The organism is Pseudomonas fluorescens (assembly GCF_900215245.1).
Classification (GTDB): Bacteria; Pseudomonadota; Gammaproteobacteria; order Pseudomonadales; family Pseudomonadaceae; genus Aquipseudomonas; species Aquipseudomonas fluorescens.
This window is the reverse complement of the sequence record NZ_LT907842.1, coordinates 6,052,266-6,068,407: the sequence shown is the minus strand read 5'-3', so window position 1 is coordinate 6,068,407 and position 16,142 is coordinate 6,052,266. Positions and strand designations below refer to the sequence as shown.

Below are 16,142 nucleotides of genomic sequence, written 5' to 3'. Positions count from 1 at the left end.
GGCTCATTGCGCGTACCCCTCGCCGAGGGCCAGCGGCGCAGCGCTGCGGCTCGACAACCGGTGCAGGGCAGCTTCCATCTGTGTGCTGTCGATTTCATGCAGGTCGACCGACTGGCCGATGCCGTTGAGCATCGGGATCGACAGCTGCCCACCCAAATGCTGGCGAAATTCCTCCAGGCCGAGCAACAGCGGTGAGCGGCCCTGCGCATCCTGCAAGCTCAGCTCCGGTGGGCACAAGTTGAACCCCAGCTTGCGCAATAGGCTCATGACCCGTTGCGTGTCGACGTCGCTCAACAGCCCGAGTGCATTGGCATACAGCCCGTCCAAGGCCATGCCCACCGCAACGGCTTCGCCATGGCGCAACCGGTGGTGGCTGAGGTTCTCCAGTTTGTGTGCAGCCCAGTGTCCGTAATCCAGGGGCCGGCCGTTGCCACGTTCGAAGGGGTCGCCGGCGCCGGTGATGTGCCCAAGGTGCAGCTCGGCGCAACGGCGAATCGCGTAGCGGCTTGCCGCGTGGTCGAAGTGGGCGAGGGCGTCGGCGTGGCGTTCCATCCACTCGAAGAATGCCGGGTCCTTGATCAGCGCGACTTTCACCGCTTCGGCCAGCCCGGCGATCTGGTCGCGGCGGGTCAGGCTGGTCAGCAACTGGAAGTCATTGATCACCGCCGTGGCGGGGTAGAAGGCGCCCAGCAGGTTCTTCTGGCCGAAGGCATTGATGCCGTTTTTCACGCCGATGCCGGCGTCGTTCTGGGCCAGCACGGTGCTGGGAATACGGATCAGGCGAATGCCCCGGTGGAACGTGGCGCAGGCGTAGCCCACCGCATCCAGCACCGCGCCACCGCCCAGGGCCAGCACGTAGCAATGCCGGTCGAGGCCGTGTTGCAGCATGTCGGTGTACAGCTGCTCCAACACCTGTGAGGTTTTGCTCAGTTCACCGGCCGGTACTGCGAGGGGCGCGGTTTGCAAATGCAGGTCGGCATGGGCGGCGAAATAGGCGTCGATCTGTTCGCGCAACTGCGGCGCGCTGTGCAGCAGTTGCTCATCGGCGAACACCATCACCGTCACCGGGGCGTGGTGTTGCGCGGTGAGCACGCGGTGCAGGCAAGGGTTGCGCGGTTCGAACAGGTGGTCGGTGAAGATCACCGGGTAGTCGTAACTGACCTCGAACCGCCCGCGCAGGGGCGGCTCCACACCGGGCTTGCGCTTGAGCAGGCTGTAGCCGGCAACAAACACCACCGGCAATACCATGCTGGCGAGAAGGGTCACCAGTAGCGCGTTCTGTTCGATCAGGAACGTGCCGATGGCCGTGTAGGCCAGCGCGAGACCGGCATTGGCCAAGGTGGTAATCAGCAAAAACGCCCGCAGCGGATAGCGTTGCATCCCGGCGGCCACCACCGAGGTTTCCGCCAACACCGGCACACCGCGCAGGCAGATCAACGACAGCGTGCCCAGCCGATACCCCAACTGCCCAGGCGAGCGTTGATGCAAGCCGAGGCGCCCGGCCAACAGCCGAAAATAGCCGGCGCCCAACGCATACCCCAGCCCGGCGCCGAGGCACAGGCCGATAACAATCACCAAGTAACCACCGACGCTGCCGAGCACTGCCACTGCCAGCAATGCGACCATGCTGGAAGGCACCGGCAGCACCACGTCGAGGGCGAGCAGGGCGATCAGCAGCAGTGCAAGGTTCAGCGTCTGTGCAGGCGTGGAAGGCTGGTACAGGTTCAGATGAACCAGGAAGTCTTCAATCTGTTGTTCAAACAGCAGAAAGCTGGCAATCACCAGTGCCGAAAAGCACAACAATGACAGCCAAAAATGTTCGGCTGGCCCCTTTTTCGAAAACGCACGATACCACCGGCTGCGCTTCATCAAAGCATCCCTTTTGAGTGTTAAGACTTAAGTTCCGTGTCAGTGTCTGGGGCTGTTTTTAGAGCAATAAACTCCCTCGCCTGGTGGGCTGGCTTTAGGCGTAATGGCTGATGGCTTTCACGTTATTCATGAACTTAGCCGGTTGTGGTTGTTTTGCAAGTTTGCGAATCAAGGAGTTTTAAGCGGGGGTTTTAACGAGGCTGGTTTAACGCAAAATGTGCAGTTTTTACAATTAGTTGTATGGCTTTTTGTGGGGCGTCAAAAACGCGCTGGCGACAGCGTGTAGACGTATCAAGTTGATGACAACGCCTGGGTGTTCGTTAGGTGGGTTATTGCCGTTGGCTATAAGTCGTTTATTAATATCGGGTTGTTGAGAATGACTCCGCTTAATCCGTATGAATAGGTGTAAGGATCACCCGGTAAACCTGAAGCCGCCTGACAACTTATCTTTTAGATAGCTCACTAACGTACTCACCGACTTCGGTACATGGGGCGAGTACGGCCGAATCAAGTAAATCTCATCGGCAAATGCGCCTTTGAGTGTCCACCCCTTGAGTACCTGTACCAACTTGCCGCTGGTGAGCGCGGCATGCGCGCTGAAATCCGGGAGCAGGGCGATGCCCAAGTGGTTGAGCGCCGAATCACGCAACGCTTCGCTGTTGTTGGTGGAAAAACTCCCGGAGATCGGCACCGTGACGCGTTCGACCGTTTTGCCGCCGCGTTCGAATGTCCACGCGGGATGGTCGGCGCCCCGTGGGTAATAGAGGCAGTTGTGTGCCGTGAGATCGCCGGGCTCGCGCGGTTCTCCGTGGTGTTGCAGGTAGTCCTGTGTAGCGACCAGGACCGAGGTGGTGTCGCACAACTTCCACGCCACATGAGTTTCCGGCACCTGGAAGCCGTGCCGCACGGCCAGGTCGTAACCTTCGGCCGCCAGTGAACTCAAGGCGTCGGACACATCCAACTGGATACGCACCTGGGGGTACTGCTGCAAAAACGCCGGCAGGTGCGGCACCAGTTGCTGCCGCGCAAACGCCACCGGCGCGGTGAGGCGCACCAGCCCGCGGATCTCCCCGGCCGAGTCGCGCACCGAAGAGAAACTGCGCGCAATGTGTTCATAGGCGCTGCGCACTTCGCGGGTCAACGACAGCCCGGCATCGGTCAGCCGTACGCTGCGCGTGGTGCGGGTGACCAACCGCGTGCCGGTGGCCTTTTCCAGGTCCGAGATGCGCTGGCTGACGGCGGATTTACTCACCCCCAGGCGTGCGGCGGCAGCGGTGTAGGTGCCGTGTTCTTCCAGCACCGACAGCCAATGAATGTGGGTCCACAACCCTTCGATCTCTGCTTTTTCCATGTGGCTATTGTTCGCCTATGAGGACAATCAGTTCTGGATTCTGCTCTGGTTTGGAACAAACCGAAAGCCTATCGTGTGTTCCAACGTTACCGACCAAGGGGCCACGGCCATGACTGCAACGATCGAACACTACATCAACGATGAGCGCGTGAGCCGCGATGATCGCTATCAGGACGTCTACAACCCGGCCACCGGCGACGTGACCGCCCGCGTCGCCCTGGCCAGCCGCCAGACCGTGTGCGAAGCCGTCGCTGCTGCCCAGGCCGCGTTCGCCGGCTGGGCTGACACACCGCCGATCCGCCGTGCCCGCGTACTGTTCGAGTACCTGCACCTGTTGCGTGAACGCAAGGACGACCTGGCGCGCATCATTGTTGCCGAACACGGCAAGGTCTTCACCGACGCCCAGGGCGAGGTGGACCGTGGCATCGACATCCTTGAATTCGCCTGCGGCATTCCCAACCTGCTCAAGGGCGAACATTCCGACCAGGTGTCCCGTGGCATGGACAACTGGACCCTGCGCCAGCCCTTGGGGGTGGTGGCCGGCGTTACGCCGTTCAACTTCCCGGTGATGGTGCCGATGTGGATGTACCCGATCGCCATCGCGGCGGGTAACACCTTCATCCTCAAGCCAAGCCCGACTGACCCAAGTGCCTCGCTGTTCATGGCCGAGCTGCTGCGCGAAGCCGGCCTGCCCAAAGGTGTGTTCAACGTGGTGCAGGGCGACAAGGAGGCGGTGGACGCGCTGATCGAACACCCCGACGTCAGGGCCGTGAGCTTTGTCGGCTCCACGCCGATTGCGCAATACATCTACGAAACCGGCGCCCGCCACGGCAAGCGCGTCCAAGGCCTGGGCGGCGCCAAAAACCACATGGTGGTGATGCCCGACGCAGACATCGAAAAAACCGTCGACGCGCTGATGGGGGCCGCGTACGGCAGTGCCGGCGAACGTTGCATGGCCATCTCCGTAGCCGTGCTGGTCGGCGATGTGGGTGACAAAGTCATCGCCGCCCTGACCGAGCGCGCCCAGCAACTGCGCATCACCGACGGCCGCGACTTGAAGGCCGAGATGGGCCCGATCGTCTCGCGTGCCGCGCTGCAACGCATCAGCGGCTATATCGAACAAGGCGTGCAAGCCGGCGCGCAATTGCTGCTCGACGGGCGCGACTATGTGCCCAGCGAACCCGGCCTGCAGAATGGCTTCTGGCTCGGCGCCACCTTGTTCGACCACGTGACAAAAGACATGAGCATCTACCGCGAAGAAATCTTCGGCCCGGTGCTGGCCTGTGTGCGCGTGGATGACTTTGCCGAAGCGATCAAGCTGGTCAACGACCACGAATTCGGCAACGGCGTCAGCTGCTTTACCCGCGACGGCAACATCGCCCGCGAATTTGCACGGCGTATCGAAGTGGGCATGGTCGGCATCAACGTGCCGATCCCGGTGCCGATGGCCTGGCACGGCTTTGGCGGCTGGAAGAAGAGTTTGTTCGGCGACATGCATGCCTACGGCACTGAAGGCGTGCGCTTCTACACCAAGCAGAAGTCGATCATGCAGCGCTGGTCGGAGAGCATCGAGCAGGGCGCGGAGTTTGCGATGCCGGTGTCCAAATAACCCAAGAACGCTGTAGATCAACTGTGGGAGCGGGCTTGCTCGCGAATGCGGCGTATCAGTCAACATATGTAGCGACTGGCACCCTGCATTCGCGAGCAAGCCCGCTCCCACATTTTTTACCGCGTTTCAGGTTTCAGGCATTTGATCGAGCGCGTATCAGTCAACATATGTAGCGACTGGCACCCTGCATTCGCGCGCAAGCCCGCTCCCACATTTTTTACCGCGTTTCAGGTTTCAGGCATTTGATCGAGCGATCCACCGTGGTCTTGGCCATCTCCAGCAAATGCCACACCGCCAGAATCTTCGCCCGCTCGGGGCTGGCCAGCATCTCACTGCAATTGAGCGTGGTGGCCGAAGCGCTGTCGAGCAAGCTGGCGGTGTAGAGCAGGGCATCTTCGAAGCTCAAGTCTTCGATTTGAACACCTTGGGTGGGCAGGTAATGGTCGATGGCGCGGTTGAACGCGGCACGCGCTTTGGCTGAGCTGAGGGGGGGATCGGGGACGGCTTTATTCATGGTGTAACTCCTCGTGTAAATAAGGAGCCAACACCTGTCGCGACTAAACGATGGGTGGCGGCTGTACGCAGGTTAGTCGACCGGCCACAAGGTAAATCCGGCGCACCCGAAGGTGCCCTGCGCACAGCCACCATAAAACTTCATGTGACCATGCGCCTTGTGCCATCCGAGCGACTAAACCCGATCACTGATGAGCAGTGACGGAGCGCAGACTAGCCATCGATTCCAACAGGCGCAAGGCGGCACGGATTGTCTAGGAAACGTCCTGCAATTAAAAGCGAAGCGCCTTGCTGGCCTTTTAAAAACCAGCAAAAAAGGCGATTTCCTACTCATTGGGTGTGATCGCGTGTTGACGGCGTACTCAATGTCCAATACTGTATATAAACACAGTGTTTAAGCGCTGATCAGCCAACCTCGGCATCACCCGCCACGCCAAACACTGTGTGCAAGTTAACGGATTAACTTGAATGCGCGGGCTCGCACCGTCGAGCCGCTTTTTATGAAAGAGAGGGATCTCATGTCGTATCCAGAAAGCAAGCTCACCGGCTTGACCGGTTTCGCCCTTGCGGCAAAAGTCACCGGTGGCTGGGCGGGCCAGGTGGTCAGTATCACCACGCTGGACCAACTCAAAGCCAATATTGGCGACACCACCCCGCGGGTGCTGGTGATCAACAGCAATATCTCGGCGGCAAGCCTGACCAAAGTGAACATGGGGGCTAACAAGACCCTGATCGGCTCCTTCCAGAACCGCACGCTGGAGAACATCCACCTGCGTGCCACGGCGCAGTCGCAGAATATTATTCTGCAAAACATTATCTTCAAGCATTCGGCAAGTATTAAGGCCAATGACGATATCCAGGTGTACCTGAACTACGGCAGTCAATACTGGATCGACCATTGCTCTTTTGTCGGCCACAGCTGGTCCACCACGGACGGCAGTGAAGATAAACTGGTGTATATCGGTGAAAAGGCCGACTACGCGACCATCAGCAACTGCTTTTTTGGTAACCACAAGTACGGCTTGATCTTCGGCCACCCGGCCGATGACAACAACCCCGCGTTCAACGGTTACCCGCGCCTTACCCTGTGCCATAACCGCTTCGACAACATGGAAGTGCGCGCGCCGGGTTTGATGCGTTACGGTTATTTCCACGTATATAACAACTACGTGAACAACTTCCACTTGGGTTTTACCCTGGCGCAGAACGCCAATATCCTTTCTGAAAGTAATTACTTCGGCGAGGGCAGCCAGAATAACGGCATGTTGGACGATAAAGGCACTGGCACGTTCACCGACACCAACAGTGTGCCCGCCATCACCAACCAGAAGTCGCCTGATGCCAAGTGGACAGCGCGTTCCAACTATAACTACACCTTGAAAACCGCGGCTCAGGCCAAGGAATTCACGCAAAAGCACGCGGGCGCTCAGGCGGTAGCGCTGGTGTTTGGTAGTTGAGTAGCTCACTTTCTATTGATCAGGTTGTTCATGCGCAGTGCCACTGTTTTTATATCAAGGATATCAATACAGTGATGGCACTTGTGGCTTAAATAATTCTTCATGTTGTGATCGATAGGCGTACATGTTAAACCTTGTTTCGCACTTATTGAGCGCATAACCGCTCGCTCTTTTCAGCTGGCATCAAGTTGCCGGCTGTGAGTGTTATTTAATCTTCGCTTGTCACTAAAGCGTCAGTAAAAGGACATCATCATGAAACATGCGAATCACACACCCACGCGTTGGACTCGGGCCGATGCGCTTAAAGTTAATGAAAATGACCCGACGACCACACAGCCGTTAGTGAGTCCTGACTTTCCTGTCATGAGTGACACCGTGTTTATTTGGGACACCATGCCATTGCGTGAATTGGATGGCACGGTGGTATCGGTCGATGGTTGGTCGGTTATCTTCACCTTGACTGCAGACCGTCGCCCGCATGATCCACAATTTATCAACGCCGATGGCCGTTACGACATCAAGCGTGATTGGGAAGACCGCCACGGCCATGCGCGCATTTGCTACTGGTACTCACGCACCGGCAAGGACTGGGTCTTCGGCGGCCGCGTGATGGCCGAAGGGGTTTCGCCGACTACCCGTGAATGGGCAGGCACACCGATCCTGATCAACAACCACGGCGATATCGACCTGTATTACACCTGCGTAACCCCGGGGGCCACCATTGCCAAGGTCAGGGGCCGGGTGGTCACCTCCGACAGCGGCGTTACCCTTGAGGGCTTTACTGAAGTCAAACCGCTGTTCGAGGCCGACGGCACGTATTACCAGACCGAAGCGCAGAACGCGACGTGGAACTTTCGCGACCCCAGCCCGTTTATCGACCCCAACGACGGCAAGTTGTACATGGTGTTTGAAGGCAATGTCGCGGGTGAACGCGGCACTCACGCGGTGGGCCCGGATGAACTCGGTCTGGTGCCGCCTGGCCATGAAGATGTCGGCGGTGCGCGGTATCAGGTCGGTTGCATTGGCATCGCCGTGGCCAAGGACCTCAGCGGTGAAGAATGGGAAATCCTGCCGCCACTGGTGACGGCGGTTGGCGTGAACGATCAAACCGAACGCCCGCATTACGTGTTCCAGGACAACCAGTACTACCTGTTCACCATCAGTCATAAGTTCACCTACGCGGACGGCGTGACGGGGCCGGATGGCGTCTACGGTTTTGTGAGCGAGCATCTGTTTGGCCCCTATACGCCGATGAATGGCTCGGGGTTGGTGCTTGGCAACCCACCGTCGCAGCCGTTCCAGACGTATTCCCATTGCGTGATGCCCAATGGCCTGGTGACGTCGTTTATCGACAGCGTGCCCACCACCGGCGACGACTACCGCATCGGCGGCACTGAGGCGCCCACCGTGAGGATTGTATTGAAGGGTGACCGTTCGTTTGTGCAGGAGGCCTACGACTACGGTTACATCCCGCCAATGCGTGATGTAGTGCTGAGTTAATCGACCCGCCAATAAGAAGCCACTCATTCGAGTGGCTTTTTTATTGCGCTGCGTCAGCGCCGCCCGGCCCGGGTACTCACATCGACCCACACCGCCAGCACCAGAATGCTGCCTTTCACAATCATCTGCCAGTAACTGTCCACGTCCAGCATCGACATCCCATTGTCCAGGCTGGTAATCACCAACGCCCCAAGTAACGCGCCATACACCGTGCCGGAGCCGCCGCGCATGGAGGTGCCGCCGATAAAGCAGGCGGCGATGGCGTCGAGTTCGCCCATGTTGCCCGCCGAGGGCGAACCGGCGGCGAGGCGGGCGGTGTTGACCATGCCGGCGAGGGCGCACATCACGCCCATGATGCCGAAGATCCACAGCTTTACCGCCTGCACATTGATACCGGACAGGCGCGTGGCCTCCATGTTGCTGCCCACCGCATACACGCGGCGGCCGAACACGGTCTGGCTGGTGACGTAACTGAACACGCCGAGCAGCACCAGCAACAGCAGCACTGGCACCGGAATACCGTCGTAGCTGTTGAGGGTGGTGACGAAGCCCGCCAGCACGGCGCCGATCAGCGCCACGCGCAATAGGTCGCGCACCAGGGCGTGGGCGGCCAGGCCATGCAGCGCGCGGTTGCGCCGTTGTTTCCAGGTCAGGAACAGCGTCAAGGCAAAGAGCAACACGCCGAGCCCCACGCCGACGTTGTGCGGCAGATACCCTTGGCCCACATACACCAGCGACGGCGACACGGGCGCAATGGTGGTGCCGCCGGTGATGCCCAGCAGGATGCCGCGAAACGCCAGCATGCCGCCCAGGCCGACAATGAATGAGGGTATGCGCAGGTAGGCGGTCATGTAACCGTTGGCCAGGCCGATCATCAAGCCGCACAGCGCCACCAGGCTCAGGTTGGCCAGCAGCGGCAGGTGATAGACCACGTCCAGAATCGCCGCCAGGCCGCCCAACAACCCGAGCAACGAGCCCACCGACAAATCGATCTCGCCGCTGATGATCACCAGCACCATGCCGCACGCCAGAATCCCGGTGATGGACATCTGCCGCAGCAGGTTGGAGAGGTTGCGCGGCGTCACAAAGCCGCCGTCGGTCTGCCAGCTGAAAAACAGCCAGATGATCGCCACGGCAATCACCAGGGCGAGCATTTTGTAGCGGGTAAAAAGCTGTTTGACCTGATTCATCTACGCGGTCTTCCGAGGGTTATTGTGTTGGCTGAGCGCGGCGGCGAGCACCTGTTCCTGGGTCAGGCCCTGGTTGACGAAGTCACCGCGCAACTGACCTTCACCGATCACCAGCACGCGGTTGGACACGCCGAGCACTTCGGCCAGTTCCGAGGACACCATGATGATCGACACGCCCTCGGCAGCCAGTGCGCCCATCAGCTTGTAGATCTCATATTTGGCGCCTACGTCGACCCCGCGTGTCGGCTCATCGAGGATCAGTACACGCGGCTTGGCCATGAGCATTTTCGCCAGCACGGCCTTTTGCTGATTGCCGCCGGACAGGCTGGTGATCGGCAAGAACGGGCTGGCGGTCTTGAGGTGCATGCGCGCGATTTGCTGGTCGATGCTGCCCAGTTCGGCCTCGGCGTCGATGCGGGTCAGGTGTGCGTAGCGGTCGAGCACCGCCAGGGTGATGTTCTGGCCCACCCCGAAGTCGGGAATGATGCCTTGGCGCTTGCGGTCCTCGGGCACCATGCACAGCCCGGCGCGAATCGATTTGAGCGGCGTGCGCGTGTCGATCAGTTGGCCGTCCAGCCACACCTCGCAGGTGTGGCGGCCGGGGTAGGCACCGAACAGTGCCGATACCAGCTCCGTGCGCCCGGCACCCACCAGCCCGGCAATGCCGAGGATTTCGCCGCGCTTGAGCACGAAGGAAATAGCGTCGACGCGCTTGCGCTTGGGGTTATCGACGTCATAGCAGGTGACGTTGCGCGCCTCGAAAATCACCTCGCCCACCTCGTGGGGCTCGGTGGGGTAGAGGTTGCTCATTTCGCGCCCGACCATTTGCGTGATGATCTGCGGGATATCCATATCGGCCATGGCGGTGGTCGCAATGTGTTGACCATCGCGGATCACCGCGATGGTGTCGCACACCGCCGCGACTTCATCGAGCTTGTGGGAAATGTACACGCACGCCACGCCCTTGGCCTTGAGGCCTCGGATGATGTCGAGCAGCACCTCGATTTCCGAGCGGGTCAGGGCCGAGGAGGGCTCGTCGAGAATCAACAGGCGCGCCTGTTTGTTCAAGGCCTTGGCGATTTCCACCAGTTGCTGGTAGCCGCCGCCGTACTGTGAAACCGGCAGCGCCACGTTCATGTCCGGCACCTTGAGTTCGCGCATTAACGCTTCGGCGCGCTGCAGCATCGCCGGGTAGTTCATGCGCCCGCCGGGGAGGGTCAGTTCGTGGCCCATAAAGATGTTTTCGGCCACCGACAGGTCCGGCACCAGGGTCAATTCCTGGTGAATAATGACGATGCCCGCGGCCTCGGTTTCGCTGATCGACTGGGCCTTGAGTGGCTGCCCGTCCCAGAGGATTTCACCGTCCCAGGTGCCATAGGGGTAAACCGCCGACAGCACCTTCATCAAGGTGGATTTGCCCGCACCGTTTTCACCGCACAGGCCGACACATTCCCCCGGCCGTACCTTGATATCGATGCCGTTCAGCGCCTTGACACCGCCAAAGGTTTTGACGATGCCGTTCATTTGCAGCAAGTAGTCGGCCATGGCGGTCACTGCCCGGCAATCTGCTCTTTGGTATAGAACCCGTCTTTCTCCAGCAGATCGATATTGGCCTTGGTCAACGGCGTAGGCGTGAGCAGGATGGTGTCGACCTTCTTGCTGCCGTTGTCGTATTGCGAGCTGTAGGTGGGTTTCTCATTGCGCGCCAGCTGCACCGAGAGTTTCGCCGCTTCCGAGGCAATCAGTTTCAGTGGCTTGTAAACGGTCATGGTCTGGGTGCCGTCGATCACGCGCTTGACGGCGGCGAGGTCGGCGTCCTGGCCGGAAATCGGCACTTTGCCCGCGAGTTTCTGCGCGGCCAGGGCCTGGATCGCGCCGCCGGCGGTCGCGTCGTTGGAGGCGACGATGGCGTCGATTTTGTTGTTGTTTCGGGTCAGGGCGTTTTCGACGATGCTCAAGGCTTCGGTGGGGTTCCATTCCTTGACCCACTGCTGGCCGACAACCTTGATGTCGCCCTTGTCGATGGCCGGTTGCAGCACTTTCATCTGGCCTTCGCGCAGCACCTTGGCGTTGTTGTCGGTGGGCGCGCCGCCGAGCAGGAAGTAGTTGCCTTTGGGCGCCGCTTGCAGCACGCCGTTGGCCTGCATCTCGCCGACTTTTTCGTTATCGAAGGAAATATAGGCGTCGATATCGGCGTTGAGGATCAGGCGGTCATAGGACACCACCTTGATGCCGGCCTTCTTGGCTTCGGCGACGGCGTTGGTCAGCACGGTAGCGTTGAACGGCACGATAACGATCACATCGACGCCTCGGGAGATGAGGTTTTCGATCTGCGAGATTTGCTTCTGTTCATTGGCATCCGCCGACTGTACGAAGACTTTGGCGTCGAGTTTTTCGGCGGCGGCGACGAAGTAATCACGGTCACGTGACCAGCGTTCCAGGCGCAAGTCGTCAATCGAGAAGCCGATTTTGGGATGGGCGGAATCGGCCATCACCGGCAGGGCGAGCAGGGCCAGGGCAGTGGCGAGCAGGGTGCGTTTGAATGCTTTCATGGTGGTGCGTCCTTTTATTGTTGTTGGAAAGACACAGCGTGATGCGGGTAGAACTGTAGAGCGTCTCTCGACGCCCTGGGCACAGATTTGTCGTGCAAATGTCACCGATAGATAAACCGGTTGACCACACCTTCGAGCATCTCCTGACGGCCACTCACAGCCTGCGGGTTCAGCTCATGGGCAAACGCGTGCTCGGCCAACGATGCCAGGCTGAACTCGCCGGCCAAGACCGCCTGGCCCAGTGGCTGGTTCCAACCGGCATAACGCTGGTCCTTGAACTGCTGCAGCCGGTCGTTCTGCACCATCGCCGCTGCGCGCTCCAGCGCCAGCGCCAGCACGTCCATAGCGGCGACGTGGCCGTGGAACAGGTCGACATCGTCCAGGCTCTGGCGGCGTACTTTGGAATCGAAATTGTAGCCGCCGTTCTTGAACCCACCGGCCTTGAGGATTTCATAGGTGGCCAGGGTCATCTCTTCGACACTGTTGGGGAACTGGTCGGTGTCCCAGCCGTTCTGCGGGTCGCCACGGTTGGCGTCGATACTGCCGAAAATCCCCAGGGACACGGCGGTGGCAATTTCATGGTGAAAACTGTGCCCGGCCAGGGTCGCGTGGTTGGCCTCGATATTCACTTTGATCTCGTGTTCCAGGCCGTACTCGTGCAGGAAACCGAACACCGTGGCGCTGTCGTAATCGTATTGGTGTTTGGTCGGCTCCTGGGGCTTGGGCTCAATCAACAGGTCGCCTTTGAAACCGATCTTGTGCTTGTGCTCCACCACCATGCGCATAAAGCGTCCGAGCTGTTCGCGCTCGCGTTTCAGGTCCGTGTTCAGCAGGGTTTCGTAGCCCTCGCGGCCGCCCCACAGCACATAGTTGGCACCCTTGAGCCGCAGCGTGGCGTTCATCGCGCTGAACACCTGCGCGGCGGCGTAGGCAAACACCTCCGGGTCCGGGTTGCTGGCTGCGCCGGCGGCAAAGCGCGGGTTGCTGAAGCAGTTGGCGGTGCCCCACAGCAATTGGATGCCGGTCTGTTCCTGGTGGCGCTCCAGGTGGTCGACCATTTGCGCAAAATGGTTGCGGTATTCCTTGAGCGAGCTGCCTTCGGGGGCGACGTCCGTGTCGTGGAAGCTGTAGTAATCGATGCCCAGTTTGGAGAAAAACTCGAACGCCGCTTCCGCCTTGCCGATGGCCAGTTCCAGCGGGTCGCCGCTGCGCTGCCAGGGGCGCTTGAAGGTGCCTACGCCAAACATATCCGCGCCCGGCCACACAAAGGTGTGCCAATAGCAGGCGGCCATGCGCAGGTGCTCGCGCATGGGTTTGCCGAGGATGATTTTGCTGGCGTCATAGTGGCGAAAGGCGAGGGCAGCGTCGCTGTCGGGGCCTTCGAAGCGAACCTTCTCGACACCGGGGAAGTACGGCATGGCGATTTCCTTATTGTTCTTGGCGGTGACTCGATACTAGCAACGGCATCGGGCCTGCCGATTATGAAAATCACCAAGGTGTGGTGCGATTTTGAGTAGAGAGGTCTAGGCTGTGACGACCGGCTTTAAGGATAAAAACAATGAAAACCCTTCCGCCTGTTCACCGCATTGCCCTGCTGTTCAATGGCAGCAAGATTTACGACCGCGGCATCATTACTGGCATCGGTAATTACCTGAGCAGCACGCGCGTGTCATGGGATCTGTTCCTGGAGGAGGACTTTTTGTGTCGCCTCAAAGGCATCGAACGCTGGCAGGGCGACGGCATCATTGCCGACTTCGACGACCCGCTGATCGGCGAGGCGCTGGCCGACATCAAGCTTCCCGTGGTGGCCGTGGGCGGCTCCTATCAGGATGCGCGCGCCTACCCCACGGGCATTCCCTATGTCGCCACTGACAACCATGCGTTGATGCGGATGGCGTACGAGCATTTGATCGAGGCCGGCTTGAGCCGCTTCGCCTGCTTCAGCCTGCCGCAAGCCCAGGCCAATCGCTGGGCCCAGGAACGCGAGAATGCCTTCCGCAGCTTGTTGCAACGTGATGGCCTGCACGTCGAGGTCTATCGCGGCCTGGGCACCAGCGCGCCGTTGTGGGACAGCGCCGTGGAGCAACAGATTGCCTGGCTGCACAGTTTGCCCAAGCCCATCGGCATCATCGCCGTCACCGACGCCCGTGCGCGGCAACTGCTGCAAGCCTGCCTCACCGCCGGCATCGCGGTGCCGGAACAAGTGGCGTTGATTGGCATCGACAATGACCCGCTGACCCGCACGCTGACGCGGGTGCCGTTGAGCTCAGTCATCCAGGGCACCGAGACCATGGGCCGCACCGCTGCCGCGCTGCTGCACCAGATGCTGCACGGCAAACCCTGCGCGGGCACGCAGATTCTGGTGCCACCGGATGCGATCAATGTGCAGGCGTCCAGCTTGCATCAACCGTTGGGCAACCCGTACGTGATGCAGGCGCTGTTGTTCATCCGCCAATACGCCTGCCAGGGCATCAAGACCGCCCAGGTGGCGGCCTATGTCGGTGTGTCGCGCTCCTCCCTCGAATCACACTTTCGCAAGGCGCGTGGCTGCAGCGTGCACGATGAGATCCTGCGCTTCAAACTCGCGGCCGCCGCCAAGGGTCTGGAAAATCAGACCCTGGCGATTGCCGAGGTGGCGACACGGTGTGGCTTTAAATCGGCGCAGTACCTGCACACCGTGTTTCGGCGCGAGTTTGGGTGTACGCCACGGGAATATCAGCAGGGCGCCCCTGTGTCCGCGTAATTCAGGAACACCTTGGGTGATTGTTTGCCGCGTGCCGGCCTTTAGAACAGCGCTTTGACCTGCAAGCCCAGTACCAATGCATTATCGATATCCACCCCCGAAAACGCCCCCGGCTCGATGATGTATTGCACATCCGGGCGCAACGTCAGCCACGGCGTGGCCTGGTAGCCGTAACTGAGTTCGATCAGCTGCTCGGCGTTGTTCAGGTTCGGGTACTCCGTGCCCGCGTTGAACGCGGCCAACGCCTGCACATCGCGGCTGCGCGGGTTCGGCACCGCACGGCCATAACCCAGGGCAACGGTGTCGCGCGGGCGGCCTTCAAACGGTTTGTACAGCACCACGCCTGCGCCATACCACTTGCTGAACGGCGAGGCGGCTTCGCTGGCGGCCGAGTATTGGCCGAAGGCATGCAGCGCGCGACCGGCCGATGAGCGGGAGGCCCACACCGCCTGGTCAATCAGCAGGTAGTGGCCGCCGCGACCGCTCACGGTGTTGTTGCTGCCGATGCGTTTGACGTCGGAGCTGTCGTAGTAGTAACCCAGCTTGTATTCACCCGGCAGCGAGCCCGCATGTTTGTAGACCAGCTCGATCGGTACCACCGTGCCGGTGGTGCGTTTGGGGTCCAGGCGCCAGGCGCGGCTGGAGTTGCCGTTACTGTCCGGGTCGACATTGAACGCCGCCACGCGCAGTTGCCAGTTTGGCGAAAAGTCGTATTTCACCCGCGCACCCAGGCGCGCATTCGGGTAGTTGGTCCAGCCGCTGCCACCCGACATGTTCAGCGGGTGGCCGCAGAAACCGGCGTTCATGAAGTTACACAAAATGCCGCTGTCGAGGCCGCCGAGGTCATTGCCCATCGCCATGTAACCGAGCTTGATGTTCAGCGCGGGGGTGAACAGTGTGCGTTCGTAGCTCAATTCGGTGAGACGGGTGTAGAGGCCACCGTAGTTTTCCTGGATCGGCAGGCGGTTGCCCACCAGGTCTTCGGAGGCGCTGTTGCCGCGCCGGTCGTTGATGGTCAGCTGGATGCGGTCGCCGTTGGTCAAGCCGTAGAGCTTGCCCAGGTCCAATTGCACACCCAGCTTGATGTTTTGTGAGTAGCGCGCCGCACGGTGCAGGCCGCCGTCGGCGTTATAGGCGGTCTCGCCGCTGTAGTCGCCGGTGAAGCGGATGCCTTGCGCGTCGAGTTCACGGCGCAGGCCGCCCCAGTCGCCGGTCAGGGTGGTGTCGTCGGCTTGAGCGGGCAGGGCGGCAGCAAAGGCCAGGCCCAGCACCAGGCGCCCAATCGGTCGTTGAGAAGTGGAGGTCATGCAGGATTTTCCAAACGGCATGTGTAGTCGCAACGCGCGGTGCGGGAGCAC

The 16,142-nt window shown here is 60.3% G+C and carries 12 protein-coding genes; 4 read left to right on the top strand and 8 right to left on the bottom strand.

All coding sequences use genetic code 11. The annotated features are described in order from the left end of the window. Positions 1 to 3: 3 nt before the first annotated feature. Both CPH89_RS27835 and CPH89_RS27830 read right to left on the bottom strand, forming a co-directional pair. Positions 4 to 1,869: a 3-dehydroquinate synthase gene (locus tag CPH89_RS27835; RefSeq protein WP_053256692.1), complete on the bottom strand. Its 1,866-nt coding sequence runs from the start codon at positions 1,867 to 1,869 to the stop codon at positions 4 to 6. 412 nt (positions 1,870 to 2,281) lie between these two features. Continuing rightward, positions 2,282 to 3,220 carry a LysR family transcriptional regulator gene (locus tag CPH89_RS27830; RefSeq protein WP_053256691.1) on the bottom strand — a complete coding sequence of 313 codons (939 nt, stop codon included), beginning with the start codon at positions 3,218 to 3,220 and terminating at the stop codon, positions 2,282 to 2,284. Positions 3,221 to 3,329: 109 nt separating this feature from the next. Here CPH89_RS27830 and CPH89_RS27825 point away from each other — a divergent pair, with 109 nt between their 5' ends. Next, positions 3,330 to 4,829 (top strand): CoA-acylating methylmalonate-semialdehyde dehydrogenase, encoded by a 1,500-nt coding sequence (locus CPH89_RS27825; protein WP_053256790.1) that lies wholly within the window; start codon positions 3,330 to 3,332, stop codon positions 4,827 to 4,829. Positions 4,830 to 5,046: 217 nt separating this feature from the next. Here the strand turns inward: CPH89_RS27825 and CPH89_RS27820 are convergent, their stop codons facing one another. Beyond that, positions 5,047 to 5,343 carry a DUF6124 family protein gene (locus CPH89_RS27820; RefSeq protein WP_053256690.1) on the bottom strand — a complete coding sequence of 99 codons (297 nt, stop codon included), beginning with the start codon at positions 5,341 to 5,343 and terminating at the stop codon, positions 5,047 to 5,049. A gap of 517 nt (positions 5,344 to 5,860) precedes the next feature. Here CPH89_RS27820 and CPH89_RS27815 point away from each other — a divergent pair. Then, positions 5,861 to 6,799: a pectate lyase family protein gene (locus CPH89_RS27815; protein ID WP_053256689.1), complete on the top strand. Its 939-nt coding sequence runs from the start codon at positions 5,861 to 5,863 to the stop codon at positions 6,797 to 6,799. Between the two features lie 252 nt (positions 6,800 to 7,051). Continuing rightward, positions 7,052 to 8,299: a glycoside hydrolase family 68 protein gene (locus CPH89_RS27810; RefSeq protein WP_053256688.1), complete on the top strand. Its 1,248-nt coding sequence runs from the start codon at positions 7,052 to 7,054 to the stop codon at positions 8,297 to 8,299. Positions 8,300 to 8,352: 53 nt separating this feature from the next. Here the strand turns inward: CPH89_RS27810 and CPH89_RS27805 are convergent, their stop codons facing one another. The 4 genes from CPH89_RS27805 to xylA all read right to left on the bottom strand — a co-directional run bounded on the left by CPH89_RS27805 (position 8,353) and on the right by xylA (position 13,459). Continuing rightward, positions 8,353 to 9,489, bottom strand: a complete 1,137-nt coding sequence (locus tag CPH89_RS27805) for a sugar ABC transporter permease (protein ID WP_053256687.1) — start codon at positions 9,487 to 9,489, stop codon at positions 8,353 to 8,355. Further along, entirely contained in the window at positions 9,490 to 11,034 is a 1,545-nt protein-coding gene (xylG, locus tag CPH89_RS27800; RefSeq protein WP_171902629.1) for a D-xylose ABC transporter ATP-binding protein, read from the bottom strand. A 5-nt stretch (positions 11,035 to 11,039) separates the two neighbouring features. After that, positions 11,040 to 12,041 carry a D-xylose ABC transporter substrate-binding protein gene (xylF, locus tag CPH89_RS27795; RefSeq protein ID WP_053256685.1) on the bottom strand — a complete coding sequence of 334 codons (1,002 nt, stop codon included), beginning with the start codon at positions 12,039 to 12,041 and terminating at the stop codon, positions 11,040 to 11,042. A gap of 101 nt (positions 12,042 to 12,142) precedes the next feature. Next, positions 12,143 to 13,459, bottom strand: coding sequence for a xylose isomerase (xylA, locus tag CPH89_RS27790; RefSeq protein ID WP_053256684.1), 1,317 nt, complete (start codon positions 13,457 to 13,459; stop codon positions 12,143 to 12,145). 140 nt (positions 13,460 to 13,599) lie between these two features. On the opposite strand from xylA, the gene CPH89_RS27785 reads away from it, so the two are divergent. Further along, the gene (locus CPH89_RS27785) at positions 13,600 to 14,784 is read left to right on the top strand and encodes a XylR family transcriptional regulator (RefSeq protein WP_053256683.1); all 1,185 of its coding nucleotides are present in this window, start codon (positions 13,600 to 13,602) and stop codon (positions 14,782 to 14,784) included. Positions 14,785 to 14,825: 41 nt separating this feature from the next. Here CPH89_RS27785 and CPH89_RS27780 read toward each other — a convergent pair whose 3' ends face one another. Then, positions 14,826 to 16,091 (bottom strand): carbohydrate porin, encoded by a 1,266-nt coding sequence (locus CPH89_RS27780; RefSeq protein WP_053256682.1) that lies wholly within the window; start codon positions 16,089 to 16,091, stop codon positions 14,826 to 14,828. Between the last annotated feature and the right edge of the window lie 51 nt (positions 16,092 to 16,142).